This window comes from Polymorphobacter multimanifer (assembly GCF_014205635.1).
Taxonomy (GTDB): domain Bacteria; phylum Pseudomonadota; class Alphaproteobacteria; order Sphingomonadales; family Sphingomonadaceae; genus Sandarakinorhabdus; species Sandarakinorhabdus multimanifer.
In genome coordinates this window covers 95,524-110,982 of sequence record NZ_JACIIV010000003.1, presented here as the reverse complement: position 1 = coordinate 110,982, position 15,459 = coordinate 95,524, and the positions used below count along the sequence as shown (strand labels likewise).

The following is a 15,459-nucleotide window of genomic DNA, read 5'->3' as shown; positions in this document are numbered from 1 at the left end:
CAGCTTCCGGGTGCGTGGGCAGGCTCTAAAAAATGGGGTCTGGGGCCCGAGGCCCCAGCCGCCGGAGGCTCACCCTTCGATCGACAGCCGCACGGCATGGATCGCCAGCCCGATCGTGCCGCCGATCAGCGTGCCGTTGATCCGGATGAACTGCAGGTCGCGCCCCACTGCGGTTTCCAGCTTCTCGGTCACCGTCGAGGCATCCCAGCTCCGCACGGTGTTGGACACCAGCGCCACGATATCCTCGCCGTAGCGGTTGACCAGTCCCACGAGCAGCCGCCGCAGCTGCAGGTTGAGCGAGTGGCGCAGTGCCGCATCGCCCTCGATCCGCTGGCCAAGCGCCGCAAGGGCCGACCCCAGCCGATCATCGCCGCCCTCGCCCGAAGCCGGCGCCGAAAGCCTCCGGACGATGCCGGCGCGCGCACTGTCCCACAGCCCCGAGATCCAGCCGCCAAGTGCGGGATTGTCGATGAGATCGGCCTTGAACGTCTCCACCGGCCCCTGCGAATCGGGAAAATGCCGGAGGTCGAACGCCCAGTTGCGCAATCCCGTCTCCAGCTTGCCGCGAAGCGAATGGAAAGGATCGCTGCGCACCTCGTACAACAGGCTGCGCACCCCGTTGATGAGCGATTCCGACACCTGGGTATCCACGCTGATCGCGCGCAGCAGCCAGTTCGTCCGGCCCTTCACCATCGCGCGGATCGTCGATTGCTGGTCGTCGAGCGTCATCAGCGCCCAGTCGATTGCCGCATCGAGCAGCGGCTCATGGCGCCGCTTGTCGAGCGTGGCATCGACGGCATCGGCCACCACCGGGGAGAGTGCCATCGCGCGCATCCGGTCGGCGGCGGCCGTGCGCACCATCTCGCCGATCCGCGGATCATCGAGCAGCCCGATGATCTGCGCCAGCATCGGGCCGATGCCGCTGCGCCGGCCACCTCCGCCACCACCACCACGCGTCGCCGGGGTCGCCAGCCAGCGCGCCGCCGCCCCGGCCATGTCCACGCCCTCGAGCTGGCGCGCCACCACCGAGGGGGTGAGGAAATTGTCCTTCAGGAAGCTGGCCAGGCTCTCGCCGATCCGGTCCTTGTTGGCGGGGATGATCGCTGTATGCGGGATCGGCAGCCCGAGCGGATGGCGGAACAGCGCTGTCACCGCAAACCAGTCCGCCAGCCCGCCCACCATCGCCGCCTCGGCAAAGGACCGCACCCATGGCACCGCCGGATGCACATCGCCGATGTAGAGCATGGCCGCAAACACACAGCCCATCAGAACAAGCAGCAGGGTCGCCGCCAATCGCATCTGATGAAACGGCGTTTCGGGAAGTCTGAAAGGTTTGAAGCGTTTCAGGGCAGGGTTTACTCCGCCGGCGACGGCCGGAGTGGTGTCGCGGGTGGCGGCAGCGTAGCAGCCCCATCGCCATTGGTGAACCAGCGACGCAGCCGCGGCGCGAGCCATTCCTCGGCACCGATCGCCAGACTGAAGCTTGCCGGCACGATCACTAGCGTCAGAGCCGTCGACATGATCAGCCCGCCGATGACGACAACGCCCATCGGCGCCCGCCACGCCGAGTCGCCTGAAAGCGACAGCGCAATCGGCATCATGCCCGCCACCATGGCGATGGTCGTCATCACGATCGGCTGGACGCGCTTGTGCCCGGCTTCAAGGATCGCCGCCGTGCGCTCGGCCCCGTGGGTCATTTCCTCGATCGCCATGTCGACCAGCAAAATCGAGTTCTTCGCAACAATGCCGAGCAGCATCAGCAGCCCGATGAACACCGGCATGGAGATCACATTGCCGGTCAGGTGCAGCGCAAGCCCGCCACCCAGCGGCGCCAACAGCAGCGAGCCCATGTTCACGAACGGCGGCAGCACGCGCTTGTAGAGCAGGATCAGCACCGCAAACACCAGCAGCACACCGGCAATCACCGCGATGATGAAATTCTCGAACAGCTCCATCTGCCACTTGTCCATGCCGAACGCGATCTTCTCGATGCCATCGGGCAGGTTCTTCAGCGTCGGCAGTTCGTTGATCTTGCTCTGCGCTTCGCCGCTCACCAGCCCGGGCGCCAGGTCGGCGCCGATCAGCACGCGGCGTTGCTGGTTGTAGCGGCGGATCTCGGTCGTCCCGGCGCCGAAGCTGATGTCGGCAATCACCTTCAGCGGCACCGACGTGCCCATCGCGGTGGGCACCGGCAGATTTTCCAGCGTCGCGATGCTGCGGCGCGAATCCTCGGCCAGCGCCACCCGGATCGGGATCTGCCGGTCGGACAGGCTGAATTTCGCCACATTCTGGTCGATGTCGCCCAGCGTCGCGATGCGGATCGTCTCCGAAAGCGCCGCCGTCGTCACACCCATCTGTGCCGCCAGGTCGAACCGCGGGCGGATGGTGATCTCCGGCCGGCGGTTGTCGCCCTCGATCCGCGGCTGCCGCACTTCCGTCAACCCGCGCATCTCGTCAACGATCTTGATCGCGGTCGCTTCGAGCTGGGCCGGATCGCTGCCGGCGATGACCACGGTCAGGTCCCGCCCGGCGCCGCCGCCACCGTTCTGCGACTGGAAGGAGACCCGCGCATCGGCAATTGCCGCCAGTCGCGGTGCAAACTCGCGCTCGAACTCCACGCTGCTCGTCGGCCGGTCCTTGCGCAGCGTCAGATAGATGTTGCCCCGGCCGATTTCGACATCGGAAAAAGCCGCTTCCACCACCGGCGACGCTTCAAGCATGGAAACCGCCTGGTTGGAAACCGCCGCCGTCTGGGCGAGCGTCGCCCCCGGCGGCAGTTCGATCCGCACCTGGCTGTAGTCGGTGTCGATCGTTGGCTGGAACGTGACCGGCAGCGTCGCGAAACTCACGACCGTCGCCACCAGCGCCAGCGCGCCCAGCCCCATCGTCTTCCAGCGGTTGCGCAGCGACCAGCGCAGCACACGCATATACTGGTGCACCCAGCGCCCCTCGCCATGCTCGGCAGCGCCATGGCTCTTCAGGAAGAAGGCCGCAAGCATCGGCGTCACCAGCCGGGCCACGGCAAGGCTCAGCAGCACAGCAATGACAACGGTAAAGCCGAAATTCTTGAAGAACTGCCCCGAAATGCCCGGCATCAGCCCCACCGGCAGGAACACCGCCACGATCGCCATGGTGGTGGCAACCACCGCCAGCCCGATCTCGTCGGCCGCGTCCATTGCGGCCTGATAGGGCGATTTGCCCATCCGCATGTGCCGCACGATATTCTCGATCTCCACGATCGCATCATCGACAAGTACACCCGCGACCAGACTCAGCGCCAGCAGGCTCAGCCCGTTGAGCGAAAAGCCCAGCAGGTCGAGAAAGAAGAAGGTCGGGATCGCCGAAAGCGGAATGGCAAGTGCGGAAATCACCGTCGCCCGCCAGTCGCGCAGGAAGATGAAGACCACCAGCACCGCCAGCACCGCCCCCTCGATCATCGCCTCGATGGCCGAATTGAACTGCACCTTGGTGTAATCGACCGTGGTGAACAGCAGCGTGAACTTGACCTTGGGATTGTCCTTCTTCAGCTGCTCGATCGCCGCCGCCGCCGCATCATAGACCGTGACGTCGGACGACCCGCGGGACTTCTCGATGCTGAAGCTCAGCACCTGCCGCCCGTCCATCATCGAAAAGGCGCGCTGCTCGGCAAAAAGATCGCGAACCTCGGCCACATCGCCGAGCCGGATCGTACGGCCGCCGCGCACCGAAATCTGCGTCTCCGCCAGGCCATTGGCATCGGCAGCATTGCCCAGCACGCGCACCGACTGCTCGGAGCCGGCAATCTCGGTGCGCCCACCTGCCGCGTTCAGGTTGACGAGCCGAAGCTGGTCATTGATGTCCGATGCCGTGATCCCATAGGCCTGCATCCGGCCAGGATCGAGGATCACGCGAATTTCGCGGCTCACCCCGCCGCTGCGCCGCACCGCCGCCATGCCGGGGATCTGCAGCAGCTTCTTGGCAACGGTATCGTCGACATACCAGCTCAGCTCCTCGAGCGTCATGTCGACGGCTTCCACCGAGAAGAAGGCAATCGGTCCGCCCACTGCATCGATGCGCTGCACCTGCGGCTGCAGGATGCCCGCGGGCAGTTCCGAGCGGATGTTGGCGACGGCATCGCGCACATCGTTGACACCGCGGTCGAGCGGCGTGCCGATGGCGAACTGCACCGTGGTGCGCGACACGCCTTCGGAAACGAAAGAGCTGATCTCGTCGACGCCGTTGATGCTGCGCACCGCGGCTTCGACGCGCTGCGTCACCTGGGTTTCAAGCTCGGTCGGCGCCGCACCCGGCTGGCTGACGATCACCTGCGCTGCCGGAAAATCGACGTCCGGGTTGTTGTTCACATCGAGCTGGATGAAGCTGACGATTCCCGCCAGCGTCAGCATGATGAAGGCGACGATCGGCGGGATCGGGTTCTTGATCGACCAGCTGGAGATATTGCGCATCGGTGTCAGCCCTGAACGGGTGCGGATACGGGTGCGGATACGGGTGCGGTTGCGGGAGCGGGCGCAGCCGCAGCGCCTTCCAGCACCGGCTTCACCGTCTCACCCGGCCGCAGGAACGCGCCGGCGCTCACCACGACCCGCTCGCTGCCGACAAGCCCCGAAGCGATCGAAACGCCCTGGTCGCTCACCGTGCCAACGGTCACGTCGCGGCGCGCAACCTTGTTGTCGGCACCGATGACATAGACAAAACTGCCTCGAGCATCGCTCTGGATGGCGGACTGCGGCAGCACCGGGCGCACCCCAGTGCCGGCCTGCACCCGCGCACGGGCAAAAGCCCCCACGCGCAAGCCCGGCGAATAGGGCAGGGCGATGCGCGCAATCCCCTGGCGGCTGACGGCGTCGATCACCGGATCGAGCAGCCAAATCTGCCCGCGATAGCTTTCGGTCGAGCCGACCGGCGTCACTTCGGCACTCATGCCGGGCTTCAGCCGCGCCATGTCCTGCTCGGCCACCTGAGCCCGCATCTCGAGCACGCCGTTTTCCGCCAGCCGGAACAGCGCCGCCGTGCCGGGACCGACAACCTGCCCGGTCTCCACGTTGCGCGCCAAGATCAGCCCGTTGGCCGGCGACCGCACATCGAGCATCGCGATGCGTGCATTCAATTCGGCAAGCTGCGCACGTGCAACGCCCACCCGGGCCCTTGCGCCATCACGCGACGCCGTGCGCTGGTCGATGTCCGCCTTGGAGATGAAGCCGCGCTCGACAAGCGCCTGCGCGCGGCCGAGATTGGCATCGGCAAGCGCAGCATCGGCCTCGGTGGCCCGGATTTCCGCAGCAAGCCGGTTGGCCTGCTGCGTCTGGATCGAGCGGTCGATCCGCGCCAGCACCTGCCCGCGCTGCACCCGCTGCCCCGGCTCCACCAGCACCGCGGTCACCCGCCCGCCGTCGCCCTGCACACCGACGCCGTCATCACGCCGCGCCGCAATCGAGCCAGGCGCCGTCACCATCTCGGTCACTTCGGTCGTGCCCGGCACCACGACGGTCACCGAAGGCACCGCGACAGGTGGCGCAGCAACCGGCTCGCTACCGAACATGCGCCAGCCTACCAGCGCCGCCACCACGACGAGCACGACGCCAGCCACGATCATCCAGCGCTTGCGGCCGGACCGCGCGGTGCTCTCGGCACCGTAGGGGAAGGCCGCCGCGCTGTCGGTATCGGGCAGCGACTTGTGCATGTTCATACTCATCGTCCTTGTGGCAAGGACTGTATTACAACCATACGTCACTGCCTGCAAGCCGCTCATACCGTATGCAAACTGAGTCTTCCACAGTTTTCGGAATTGGCTTGCGGTCGTTGGTCGAAAATCGCCGATGCCGTGGCATTGTGACCCCAATGTTCACCCACCATATAGGTGGTGCGCCGCATGAACAAGTGCAGAGCACAGCAATACAGGGGGAAATCAAGCCATGTTCAGCTTGATCGGTTCGATCATCATCGGCTTCTTTGCAGGCCTCATCGCCGGATGGCTCGCACCAGGCCGGGCGCCTTCGGGATGCTTGCTCACCATTGTCGTCGGTATTGCCGGCGCCGTCTTCGCCACCTGGGCAGGCCGCTGGATGGGACTTTACAGCGAAGGCCAGAACGCCGGCTTCCTCGCGTCGATCATCGGTGCCGTGGCGCTGCTGTCGCTGCTGCGTCTCGTCGGCAACCGCAATTGAATCGCAATCTCTCGGCCATGCCGCCCATGAAGGAATTTTCGATGACCAAGCTCGCTGCTGCCGCGACGCTCGCCTGCCTGCTTGCCGCCCCGGCCCTCGCCCAGGTGCCGACAGCGGTGCCGACGACCGTGCCCACCGCCGCGACCTTCCTGACTGTTGTGGCGGAAGGCGAGGTCACCCGCATCCCCGATGTCGCCGAGCTTTCCGGAGGTGTCGTCACCACCGCCCCCACGGCGGCCGCCGCAATGGCGGCCAATGCTCGCGCCATGACGGCGGTTGTCGCCGCCCTGCGCGCTGCCGGCGTCGCCGAGCGCGATATCCAGACGCGCGGACTCGGGCTGCAGGCCACCTACAGCTATGAAGAGCGCCAGCAGCGCCTCACCGGCTATCAGGCCACCAACACCGTGGCGCTTCGGCTGCGCGATATCGCCAAGGCCGGCACGCTGCTCGATGCGCTCGTCAAGGCCGGCGCCAACCAGATCAGCGGCCCCAGCTTCCGCCTCGACAAGCCCGAAGCCGCCCTCGACGAAGCCCGGGTGCAGGCAGTGACAACCGCCCGCGCGCGCGCCACGCTCTACGCCCAGGCCGCCGGCATGACCGTCAAGCGCATCGAGTCGATCTCGGAAGCCGGGGATCTCGGCACTCCCGATCCCCAGCCGATGCTCATGCGCGCCGCCAAGGCCGAAATGGCCGATGCCGCGCCACCGGTGGCCCCCGGCGAAGTCAACCTCGGCGTGCGGCTCACGGTGCGCTTCGAGCTGCAATAGCGGTCGCTCGCAGGCAACCGCCCTCAGCTGCCGGCGAGGCAGCCGGGCGCGCCCGCGCGGATCGCCTCGCTGGTTTGCGGGCAACCGTCATGCCGCCAGCCCGGCGGCATCGCCAGGTAGCGCAGCTTGTCCTGCCAGCGCGGCGCCGAGCGGAGCTGGGTCGCCAGCCAGGTCAGCCCCGAGGTCTGGATGTCCCATATGCGGTCGCTTTCCAGCTGCTTGACGAGGCCGTAGCTTGGCTCCTCCTCCTCGCGCTGGAAGGTGCCGAACAGTCGGTCCCAGAGGATCAGCGTCTGGCCATAATTCCGGTCGAGATACTTGGCTTCGATGCCATGATGGACGCGGTGGTTGGCGGGCGTGGCGAGCACCTCGTCGAGCCAGCCCATCCGGCGAACGAGCCGGGTGTGGTTGAAGATGCCCCACAAATTGCCGATAAATGCAACCGCCACGAACATCGGGAACGAAACGCCGAGCAGCGGCAGCACGAAATAGGCCGGCGACACCGTGCCGGCGAGCCCGAACACACTGCCACGCGAGCTGACCGTCAGGTTCATCTCGCGGCTGCTGTGGTGCGGGATGTGAAACGCCCAGAACAGCCCGGTTCGGTGCGCAATGCGATGATCGACATAATAGGCGAGGTCGCGGAGCAGGAAGGCCGCGAGAAAGCCCCATCCCGTAAGCGGCATGTCGAACAGTCGCAGGTTGGCATGGATCGCGGTGTAGAGGCCGAAGAAGATGGCGCTGCCGATCAGCGCATCGCCGATCGCGGTCACCGACGAATTGACGATGTTTACGCGTGCGTCGCGCTCGTTCCAGCGGCCGCTGCCCTCGAGCGCATGGCCCAGCCGCTCGATCAGGATCATCGCCACATAACTGACGAGTACCAGGAAGAAGCCATTCTCCCCGGAAAGCAACGTCATCAAGCCGTGCCAGAGCTCAGTCATGGCGGCCAGACTAACTTATCGAAACGCCCCCGTCGATGGGGATGCTCTGCCCGGTGATGAAGGCGCCGGCCGGGCTCGCCAGCAGCACCGCCATGCCGGCAATCTCGTCCGGCTGGCCGATGCGTTGAAGCGGAGCGGTACGCGTTGCCGACTTCAGGATCTCGGGGTCGTCCCACAGCGCCTTGGCGAAATCGGTCTTGATGAGCCCGGGCGCGATGCAGTTCACCCGCACATTGTCCGGCCCGAATTCGCACGCCAGGTTGCGCGCCAGCTGCATGTCGGCGGCTTTCGAAACGCAATAGGCGCCGATCACCGTGCTGCCCTTCAGCCCGCCCAGCGACGAGATGATGGTGATCGACCCTGCCTTGCGCGCCCGCATCGCCGGCGCCACCATGTTCACCAGCCAGTGGTTGGCCATGATGTTGTTCTGCAAGATCTTGTTGAACTGGTCGTCGGTGATTCCGGCCATCGGCCCGAAATAGGGGTTGCTCGCGGCATTGCACACCAGCGCATCGATCTGCCCGAAGCGCTCGATCGTCCGCGCCACCAGCGCCTCCAGGCTCGCCTTGTCGGCGATGTTGGCCGGAATCGACACGGCAGCTTCGCGGCCCACCGCGGCGTTGATCTCGGCCACCGCCGCCTCGCACGCATCGGACTTGCGGCTGGAGACGATCACATTGGCACCGTGCTCGGCCATCCTGTGGGCAATCGCCTTGCCGATTCCCCGCGACGAGCCGGTGATGAGCGCGGTCTGGCCGCTCAGGTCGAAAAGTGCCGGCTGGTTCATGGTGGCCTCCCTTGATTTTGCAGCAGTGGTAGGCGAGTGAGGGGCCAGGGGGCAAGCTCTGAGCCCCGGAGCAGAAACTTGAACGCTTCGCCCGCCGTCCGCTCGACCCTCCTCGCCTGTCTGTTCTTCGCAGGCTTCGGCTGCCTCATCCCGTTCCTGCCGCTGTGGCTGGAAAAGGTGCACGGCTTCAGCGGTGCCGAAATCGGCGTCGTGCTCGCCATCGCCGGCTTCAGCCGCGCGCTCGCCGGCCCGCTCACCGCCGCATGGGCCGATGGCCGCAGCGATCGCCGCGCGCCGCTCTTCATGTTCACCATCCTGCTAACCGTAGGCTTCGCGGTGCTCTACTTCCTCGAAAGCTTCGTCGCCGTCTTCGCGGTGATCCTCATCCTCGACATCGCCTATTGGGGCCTGCTTCCCGTGGTCGAAACAGCGTTGCTGCGGCTCACCCGCACCGGCAAGCCCACCTATGGCGTCGCCCGCGGCCTCGCCTCGGCGGCCTTCGTCATCGGCACAACCGTCGTCGGCGTCCTCAACGATTGGTCGGGCGCCTTCTGGCCGATCTGGGGCTTCATGCTCGTCATTTCGGCGCTGATGATCGGCGGCAGCGCCTGGATGCCGCGCGAGCCCGTCCTCGCCCGCGCCGAGATCGCCCAGCCCTTCGGGGAGCGCCTCTCCTCCGGCCTCGGCATGCTCCGCAACGCCAATTTCAGCCTGTTCATCTTCGCCGCCGGCCTCATCCAGGCAAGTGCCGGCTTCCTCTACACCTCGGGCTCGCTGGTCTGGGCCAACGAGCAGGGCATGTCGTCGAAGGAAATCTCGATGCTCTGGAACGTCGGCACCTTGGCCGAAGTCGGCTTCCTGATGTTCCTCGGCAACTGGTCGGCGCGCTTTCGCCCGGAAACGCTCATCGTCGCCGGCGGCATCGGCGCCGTCCTACGCTGGACGGCATTGGCCTCCCTGCCATCCTTCTGGCTGCTGGTGCCGCTGCAACTCCTCCACGCCCTGAGCTTCGCCGCCACCTTCCTCGGCGGCATGCGCTTCATCCAGACCATCCACGGCGATGATCGCGCCCCCACCGCGCAGATGATCTACATGGGGCTCGCCAACGCCCCCACCTACGCCGCCGCCGTCCTCATCTCCGGCCCGCTCTACGATCGCCTCGGCGCGCCGGGCTACCTGGCAATGACCGGGGTCGCCGGCATCGGGCTGGTGCTGGCGGTGATGCTGTGGACGCGGCGAGCGCCGGCGGCGGTGGCGGCTTAGCCAAGGTAAAGAAGGGGCCGCGGCAAAGCCGCGGCTGACGTCGAAGCTGTTCGCTGAACTTTGTTCAGCGCCAGCCCGGCCGGGCCTTCGGCGAGTCCCACGATAGCTGCGCTATCTTGGGCCGCCTTGGCTTTAATCCGGCGGCATCTCGTCCGGCGCGCTCGCATAGCCCGGCAACGGAATCGCCGCCGCCGCAGCGCGCAGCGCATTCGACCAGCGGTCGTTCATTTCGCTGTAATAGGCATCATCGGTGTCGATCCGGTGCAGCACCTCGATCTGCGACACACCCGAGCGCACCGTGATCAGGTCGATCGGCAGCCCCACCGCCAGATTGGAGCGCATCGTCGCGTTGAACGAAATGAGCCCGATCTTCACCGCCTCGGCGAGCGGCGTTTCATAGGTGATCATGCGGTCGAGCATCGGCTTGCCATATTTGTGCTCGCCGATCTGCAGGAACGGCGTGTCCGACTGGCATTCGATGAAATTGCCCTCGCCATAGATCAGGAAAAGCCGCGGCCGTCGCCCGTCGATCGACCCGGCGAGCAGCAGCGTCGAGCCGGTCGAAACCCGATTGCCCTCCACCACCTTGTCGATGCCCCGCTTGGCGTCGTGCAGCGCCTGTCCCATGATCTGCGCCGCGCGGAATACCGAGGGTGCGTTGTCGAGCGTCTCCAGCTCCTGCCCCTCGGTGCCGGCGCGGTCGGGCATCATGATCCCTTCCTGCACCCGGCTCAGCGCCGATTGCGTCACCGAAAGCGACCCCGCCGAACACACCGCGATCACCCGGTTGGGGCTGGTGTCCATCACCCTGAGCTTCCGGTAGCTGGAGATATTGTCCACGCCCGCATTGGTGCGGGTGTCGGCCATCATCACCAGTCCCTCACGAACCAGAATCCCCACGCAATAGGTCATGCCTGCCTTCTCCCCCCAGATGTTCGACCAGAGCGATTCCTGGTCGCCAGCTGGTACCTCCGGTCCCTGCTTCACAAGGGCGGCCGTGTCGTGCCGTTCATGATTGCATCTGCGATTGCCCGGCGTCCACCCGCTTCGGCACCTCCTGGTCGGGGCTGTGGGTTGTCACCGTCACATTGAGCGTCTCCGCCCCGCCACCGCGCCGCGCGCCGCGCACCGGCGCCGCTTCCAGATAGTCCAGCCCCACCGACACCCTCAGATGCGCCTCGGTGGTGGAAATGCCGTTGGTCGGATCGAACCCCACCCAGCCGAAATCCTCGATATGCGCCTCCGCCCAGGCATGCGCCGCGGGCTGGGTGATCAGCCCGTCGGCGCGCACCAGATGCCCCGACACATAGCGCGCCGGAATGCCCAGGCTCCGCGCCGCCGCGATGAAGATATGGCTGTAATCCTGGCAAACGCCCGCCTTCAGCGCAAAGGCATGGGTGGCGCCGGTGGAGGCGTGCGTCACATCGGCATCGAAGCTCATCATCTCGAAGAGCGCGGTGTTGATGCCGTGCAGCGTGTCCAGCGCCGTCTCCGCACGGCAGTCGGCGGCAAAGGCCCGGATCGCCGCATCGGGCATGCTCAGCGGCGTCGGCCGCAGGAACACCGCCGGCGGCAGCGGCTCGGACGCCCCCGCCACCAGGCCATGCGTCTCGTCGGTATCCACCTCGCCCGATACATGCAGCGTCAGCCGCCGCAGCGGCGCATCGGCGTAAAACATGTGCGCCACATTGCCATACACATCGCTCGTCCGCCGCAGATGGCCGTCGGTGTCGGTGTCGAGCCGCCAGTGGAGAACATGCTGCCCCGCCGTCGCATGCGGCTCGATCCGCAGCAGCTGCACCACGTCGCTCGCCAGCGTGGCATAGTCATAGATGGTGGTATAGGCGACGCGGATGCGCATCAGAACAGATACTGTTCGGCTATGGCATCACCCAGACGGTTGTTGTCATAAATGAATCCGGTCAGGAACTCGTGCAGGCCATCGGCAAAGATGTTGTCGATATTGGTGTTGGCCAGCCGCGCATGGCCCGTCGCCGCCAGCCGGTGCGCCGGGCCGCGCCGGCCGGTCTGGCTCGCCAGCAGGTCGAGATGCCGCCTGATCTCGTCATAGCAGGAGGCGAGGCTGCGCGGAATCTGGCGGTTGAGAATCAGCAGGTCGGCCACCAGCCAGGGCTTCACGCTGTCCCGGTACACCCAGCGATAGGCGGTCATCGCCGATACCGTGCGCAGGATCGTCGTCCACTGAAAATAGTCGAGGCTGCCGCCCACGCTTTCGCCGCGCGGCAGCAGCAGATGGTATTTCACATCGAGCAGCCGCGCCGAATTGTCCGCCCGCTCGATGCTCGAGCCGAGGTTGATGAACCAGAAGGCATCGCCGCGCAGCATCGTCCGCTGGGCGGCACCCTCGAACGCCGACACCGCATGCTTCACCATCTCGAGGATCGACCCCAGCGCATCGCGCCCGGCAAGGTGCGGCCCGAGCTTGGACATTTCCAGCCAGGCGGCATTGATCGCCTCCCAGGCCTCTTCGGTCAGCGCGGTGCGCACGCTGCGGGCATTGGCGCGCGCCGTCTCCAGGCACGAGCGGATCGACGAGGAATTGCCCGGCGCCAGCGTCAGGAATTCGCTCACATTGGTCTCGGTGATCGGCAGCTCGGTCGCGGAAAACGCATGCGTCATCCAACTCGCCGCAATCGCCGATTCCCAGGCATTCACGGCGCCGCCATAGGACGATGGCAGCGACGCCAGCCGCTGCGTCGCTTCGATCAGCCGGGCGGTGAAGTCGGCGCGCTCGAGGTAGCGGCCCATCCAGTAGAGGTTGGAGGCGGTCCTGCTCAGCATCAGGCGCAGCGCCCCGTGCACGCGGGCCGCGCGCCGAGAGGCGCAAGCCCGGCCGGCGGGGCGGCGGGTTGTCCACCCGCCGAGCCTGTCCGACGAAGACGCGGCTTTGCCGCGGCGAGGACAAACATCCCGCATAAGCATCTCGTGTGCGCCGCGCTACGCATCCCAGTCATCCACCACCCAGGTGTCCTTGGTCCCGCCACCCTGTGAGCTGTTCACCACCAGCGATCCCTGTGTCATCGCCACCCGCGTCAGCCCGCCCGGCACGATGTTCACGCCATTGCGGCCTGAAAGCACGAACGGACGCAGGTCGACATGGCGTGGCGCAATGCCGCTGTCCACCGCGGTCGGGCACGTGCTCAGCGCCAGCGTCGGCTGGGCGATGAACTTTTCCGGCATCGCCTTCAGCTTGGCGGCAAAGGCCGCGAGCGTGGCTGCCGGCGCGTGCGGCCCGATCAGCATGCCATAGCCTCCCGAGCCATCGACTTCCTTGACCACCAGCTGCGCCAGATTGTCGAGCACATAGCCCAGCGCTTCGGGCTCGCGGCATCGCCAGGTCGGCACATTCTTCAGGATCGGCTCCTCGCCGGTGTAGAATTTCACGATCTCGGGCATGTAGCTGTAGATCGCCTTGTCATCGGCAATGCCCGTGCCCACCGCATTGGCCAGCGTCACATTGCCTTGCGCATAGGCCGCCATCAGCCCCGGCACGCCGAGCATCGAGGCCGGGTTGAACACCAGCGGATCGATGAAATCGTCATCGATCCGGCGGTAGATCACATCCACCCGCTCCGGTCCCTGCGTCGTGCGCATGTACACCACATCGTCGCGCACGAAGAGGTCTGAGCCCTCCACCAGCTCGATGCCCAGCTTGTCGGCCAGGAAGCTGTGCTCGTAAAAGGCACTGTTGTGGCGGCCCGGCGTCAGCAGCACGATCACCGGCGCCCCGTCGCCGCGCGGGGACACGCTGCCCAGCGTTTCCAGCAGCATCTCGGGATAGGTCTCGACCGGCGCCACTTTCACATGTTCGAAAAGCTCAGGGACCAGCTTCAGCATCACCTCGCGGTTCTCGAGCATGTACGACACGCCCGAAGGCGTCCGCGCATTGTCCTCAAGCACGAAGAACTCGTCCGGCCCGGTGCGCACCAGGTCGATGCCGGCAATATGCGTCCAGATGCCGCCCGGCGGCTTGCGCCCCGCCATGTGCAGGCAATAGCCGGGGTTCTGCAGCACCAGGTCCTCAGGCACGATGCCGGCGCGCAGGATCTCGCGATTGCCATAGACATCGCCCAGAAAGGCGTTGAGCGCATTCACCCGCTGCACCAGCCCCTTTTCAAGCCGGTTCCATTCCGCCCGCGCCAAGATGCGCGGTACGATGTCGAACGGGATCAACCGCTCGGCGGCATCCGGGTCGCCATAGACGGCAAAGGTGATTCCGATGCGGCGAAAGAACAGCTCGGCCTGCCGCCGCCGCGCCGCCATCACATCGGCGGGCGAATTGTCGAGCCAGTCGCGTATCCAGCGATAGGCGGTGTTGATCGCCGTCGCCTCGCCGAACAGCGGCCCCGCACCACCATTATAGGCAGCGCTCGATCCGAACATTTCGTCAAAAGCGTCGATCCCTGCCATGCCGGCGAGCAGCCTCCATCCAAGTTGTTGCAATGCGATAGTGCTGGCTGGAAACAAAAGTGCAAGAGCCGTGGCACAGATATGTGCATTTTTGCGGCCAGGCCTCAGCCGGTTGCCCGCCCCGCCGGGGGGGTCGACACCAGATCACCCAGACGCTCGCCGCCCACCATCGTGCCATAGCGCGAGAAGGGCTGGTCATGGTGCCGGGCGCGCGTCGCCTCCGCCGAGGTCCGGAAGCGCGGATCCTGCGGGCGCAGCTTGCCATCGATGTAATGCGCCACATCCCACGCCGCTTGCGGGGTCAGGCTGCCCTCATTGCCCTGCGGCATATTGGCGTGGATGAAGGCGGCGGCCTTGTCGATCGTCGCCATGCCCGCTCCCCAATTGTAGCTCCGCGCCCCCCACAGCGGCGGAAACGCCTGCACGCCATCGACAATCTGCCCCGCACCCTCGGCACCATGGCAGGCGCTGCACTGCGCCGCATACACCGCCTCGCCCCGCGCATCGTCGGGCGGCAGGGCAGGGGCATCGAGCCTGGGGAAGCCACGCCCGGCCGGTGACATGCCGCTCGGCAGCCCGCGCGCCATGAAGGCGGCATAGCTTTCGATCGCCAGCAGCTCGCGGCTGCCGAGTGCGGGCGGATCGCCGTTCATGCTGTAAAGAAAGCAGTCCTGCACACGTTTCTGGAAGCTGTTGATCTCGCCGTTCTTCTTGCGGAACGCCGGAAAGTTCACGAACGCCGCCCACAGCGGCGCCGCCCCCGCCTTGGCGCCAGCATCGAGATGGCAGTTGCGGCACGCCAGCCCGTTGCCGACATGGTCCGGCGCCTCGCGCGCCGTGTCGGTGATCAGCCTTGCCCCCAGCCGGATCGCATCGCCCTCGGCGCCCGCGGGTGCTGTGGTGGCCAGCGGTGCCACAAAGCCGGCGACCTCCGGCCTGGGCGGAGCAGCAGGCGCCGGGCGCAGTGCCAGCATCGCCCCCGCGCCGATCATGGCGCCAAGGCCCAACCCGCCGAGCAAGGCCATGGTCACCCGCATCGGCAGGCCTCAGGCAAAATGCGGCTTTGCGGATTGCAGCAGCTGTGGAACATGCAGCGTGCGTAG

Annotated in this window: 13 protein-coding genes; 3 read left to right on the top strand and 10 right to left on the bottom strand. The window is 66.3% G+C overall.

What is annotated here, in order from left to right; all coding sequences use genetic code 11:
* Positions 1–69: 69 nt before the first annotated feature.
* The 3 genes from FHS79_RS02695 to FHS79_RS02685 are packed head-to-tail and all read right to left on the bottom strand — an operon-like array spanning position 70 to position 5,692.
* Positions 70–1,299 carry a DUF445 domain-containing protein gene (locus tag FHS79_RS02695; protein ID WP_184194972.1) on the bottom strand — a complete coding sequence of 410 codons (1,230 nt, stop codon included), beginning with the start codon at positions 1,297–1,299 and terminating at the stop codon, positions 70–72.
* A 56-nt stretch (positions 1,300–1,355) separates the two neighbouring features.
* Positions 1,356–4,445: an efflux RND transporter permease subunit gene (locus tag FHS79_RS02690; RefSeq protein WP_184194969.1), complete on the bottom strand. Its 3,090-nt coding sequence runs from the start codon at positions 4,443–4,445 to the stop codon at positions 1,356–1,358.
* A gap of 5 nt (positions 4,446–4,450) precedes the next feature.
* Positions 4,451–5,692, bottom strand: a complete 1,242-nt coding sequence (locus tag FHS79_RS02685) for an efflux RND transporter periplasmic adaptor subunit (RefSeq protein ID WP_184194966.1) — start codon at positions 5,690–5,692, stop codon at positions 4,451–4,453.
* A gap of 220 nt (positions 5,693–5,912) precedes the next feature.
* Between FHS79_RS02685 and FHS79_RS02680 the strand changes: the two genes are divergently transcribed.
* On the top strand, positions 5,913–6,164 hold the full coding sequence (locus FHS79_RS02680) for a GlsB/YeaQ/YmgE family stress response membrane protein (protein ID WP_184194963.1): 252 nt from the start codon (positions 5,913–5,915) through the stop codon (positions 6,162–6,164).
* A gap of 41 nt (positions 6,165–6,205) precedes the next feature.
* Positions 6,206–6,931 (top strand): SIMPL domain-containing protein, encoded by a 726-nt coding sequence (locus FHS79_RS02675; protein ID WP_243452598.1) that lies wholly within the window; start codon positions 6,206–6,208, stop codon positions 6,929–6,931.
* 23 nt (positions 6,932–6,954) lie between these two features.
* On the opposite strand, the gene FHS79_RS02670 is transcribed toward FHS79_RS02675, so the two are convergent.
* Together FHS79_RS02670 and FHS79_RS02665 are read right to left on the bottom strand one after the other, a co-directional pair.
* On the bottom strand, positions 6,955–7,875 hold the full coding sequence (locus tag FHS79_RS02670) for a sterol desaturase family protein (RefSeq protein ID WP_184194957.1): 921 nt from the start codon (positions 7,873–7,875) through the stop codon (positions 6,955–6,957).
* Positions 7,876–7,885: 10 nt separating this feature from the next.
* Positions 7,886–8,662, bottom strand: a complete 777-nt coding sequence (locus tag FHS79_RS02665) for an SDR family NAD(P)-dependent oxidoreductase (RefSeq protein WP_184194954.1) — start codon at positions 8,660–8,662, stop codon at positions 7,886–7,888.
* Between the two features lie 78 nt (positions 8,663–8,740).
* On the opposite strand from FHS79_RS02665, the gene FHS79_RS02660 reads away from it, so the two are divergent.
* The gene (locus FHS79_RS02660) at positions 8,741–9,925 is read left to right on the top strand and encodes an MFS transporter (protein ID WP_184194951.1); all 1,185 of its coding nucleotides are present in this window, start codon (positions 8,741–8,743) and stop codon (positions 9,923–9,925) included.
* 132 nt (positions 9,926–10,057) lie between these two features.
* Here FHS79_RS02660 and FHS79_RS02655 read toward each other — a convergent pair whose 3' ends face one another.
* The 5 genes from FHS79_RS02655 to FHS79_RS02635 form a co-directional block, all read right to left on the bottom strand.
* Positions 10,058–10,912: a proteasome-type protease gene (locus FHS79_RS02655; protein ID WP_243453482.1), complete on the bottom strand. Its 855-nt coding sequence runs from the start codon at positions 10,910–10,912 to the stop codon at positions 10,058–10,060.
* A 22-nt stretch (positions 10,913–10,934) separates the two neighbouring features.
* Positions 10,935–11,786, bottom strand: a complete 852-nt coding sequence (locus tag FHS79_RS02650; protein WP_184194948.1) for a transglutaminase family protein — start codon at positions 11,784–11,786, stop codon at positions 10,935–10,937.
* Positions 11,786–12,727, bottom strand: coding sequence for an alpha-E domain-containing protein (locus FHS79_RS02645; RefSeq protein ID WP_184194945.1), 942 nt, complete (start codon positions 12,725–12,727; stop codon positions 11,786–11,788). Before FHS79_RS02645 ends, FHS79_RS02650 begins: the two co-directional genes overlap by 1 nt.
* Before the next feature lie 156 nt (positions 12,728–12,883).
* Positions 12,884–14,356, bottom strand: coding sequence for a circularly permuted type 2 ATP-grasp protein (locus tag FHS79_RS02640; RefSeq protein WP_184194942.1), 1,473 nt, complete (start codon positions 14,354–14,356; stop codon positions 12,884–12,886).
* A gap of 104 nt (positions 14,357–14,460) precedes the next feature.
* Positions 14,461–15,393, bottom strand: a complete 933-nt coding sequence (locus FHS79_RS02635) for a c-type cytochrome (RefSeq protein ID WP_243452597.1) — start codon at positions 15,391–15,393, stop codon at positions 14,461–14,463.
* Between the last annotated feature and the right edge of the window lie 66 nt (positions 15,394–15,459).

What these genes read in the sequence shown, in the direction of transcription:
- FHS79_RS02675 (WP_243452598.1), top strand. Translation starts at nt 6,206, where the DNA reads ATGACCAAGCTCGCTGCTGCCGCGACGCTCGCCTGCCTGCTTGCCGCC.
- FHS79_RS02665 (WP_184194954.1), bottom strand. Translation starts at nt 8,662, where the DNA reads ATGAACCAGCCGGCACTTTTCGACCTGAGCGGCCAGACCGCGCTCATC.
- FHS79_RS02685 (WP_184194966.1), bottom strand. Translation starts at nt 5,692, where the DNA reads ATGAGTATGAACATGCACAAGTCGCTGCCCGATACCGACAGCGCGGCG.
- FHS79_RS02670 (WP_184194957.1), bottom strand. Translation starts at nt 7,875, where the DNA reads ATGACTGAGCTCTGGCACGGCTTGATGACGTTGCTTTCCGGGGAGAAT.
- FHS79_RS02645 (WP_184194945.1), bottom strand. Translation starts at nt 12,727, where the DNA reads ATGCTGAGCAGGACCGCCTCCAACCTCTACTGGATGGGCCGCTACCTC.
- FHS79_RS02695 (WP_184194972.1), bottom strand. Translation starts at nt 1,299, where the DNA reads ATGCGATTGGCGGCGACCCTGCTGCTTGTTCTGATGGGCTGTGTGTTT.
- FHS79_RS02635 (WP_243452597.1), bottom strand. Translation starts at nt 15,393, where the DNA reads ATGCGGGTGACCATGGCCTTGCTCGGCGGGTTGGGCCTTGGCGCCATG.
- FHS79_RS02680 (WP_184194963.1), top strand. Translation starts at nt 5,913, where the DNA reads ATGTTCAGCTTGATCGGTTCGATCATCATCGGCTTCTTTGCAGGCCTC.
- FHS79_RS02690 (WP_184194969.1), bottom strand. Translation starts at nt 4,445, where the DNA reads ATGCGCAATATCTCCAGCTGGTCGATCAAGAACCCGATCCCGCCGATC.
- FHS79_RS02640 (WP_184194942.1), bottom strand. Translation starts at nt 14,356, where the DNA reads ATGGCAGGGATCGACGCTTTTGACGAAATGTTCGGATCGAGCGCTGCC.
- FHS79_RS02650 (WP_184194948.1), bottom strand. Translation starts at nt 11,786, where the DNA reads ATGCGCATCCGCGTCGCCTATACCACCATCTATGACTATGCCACGCTG.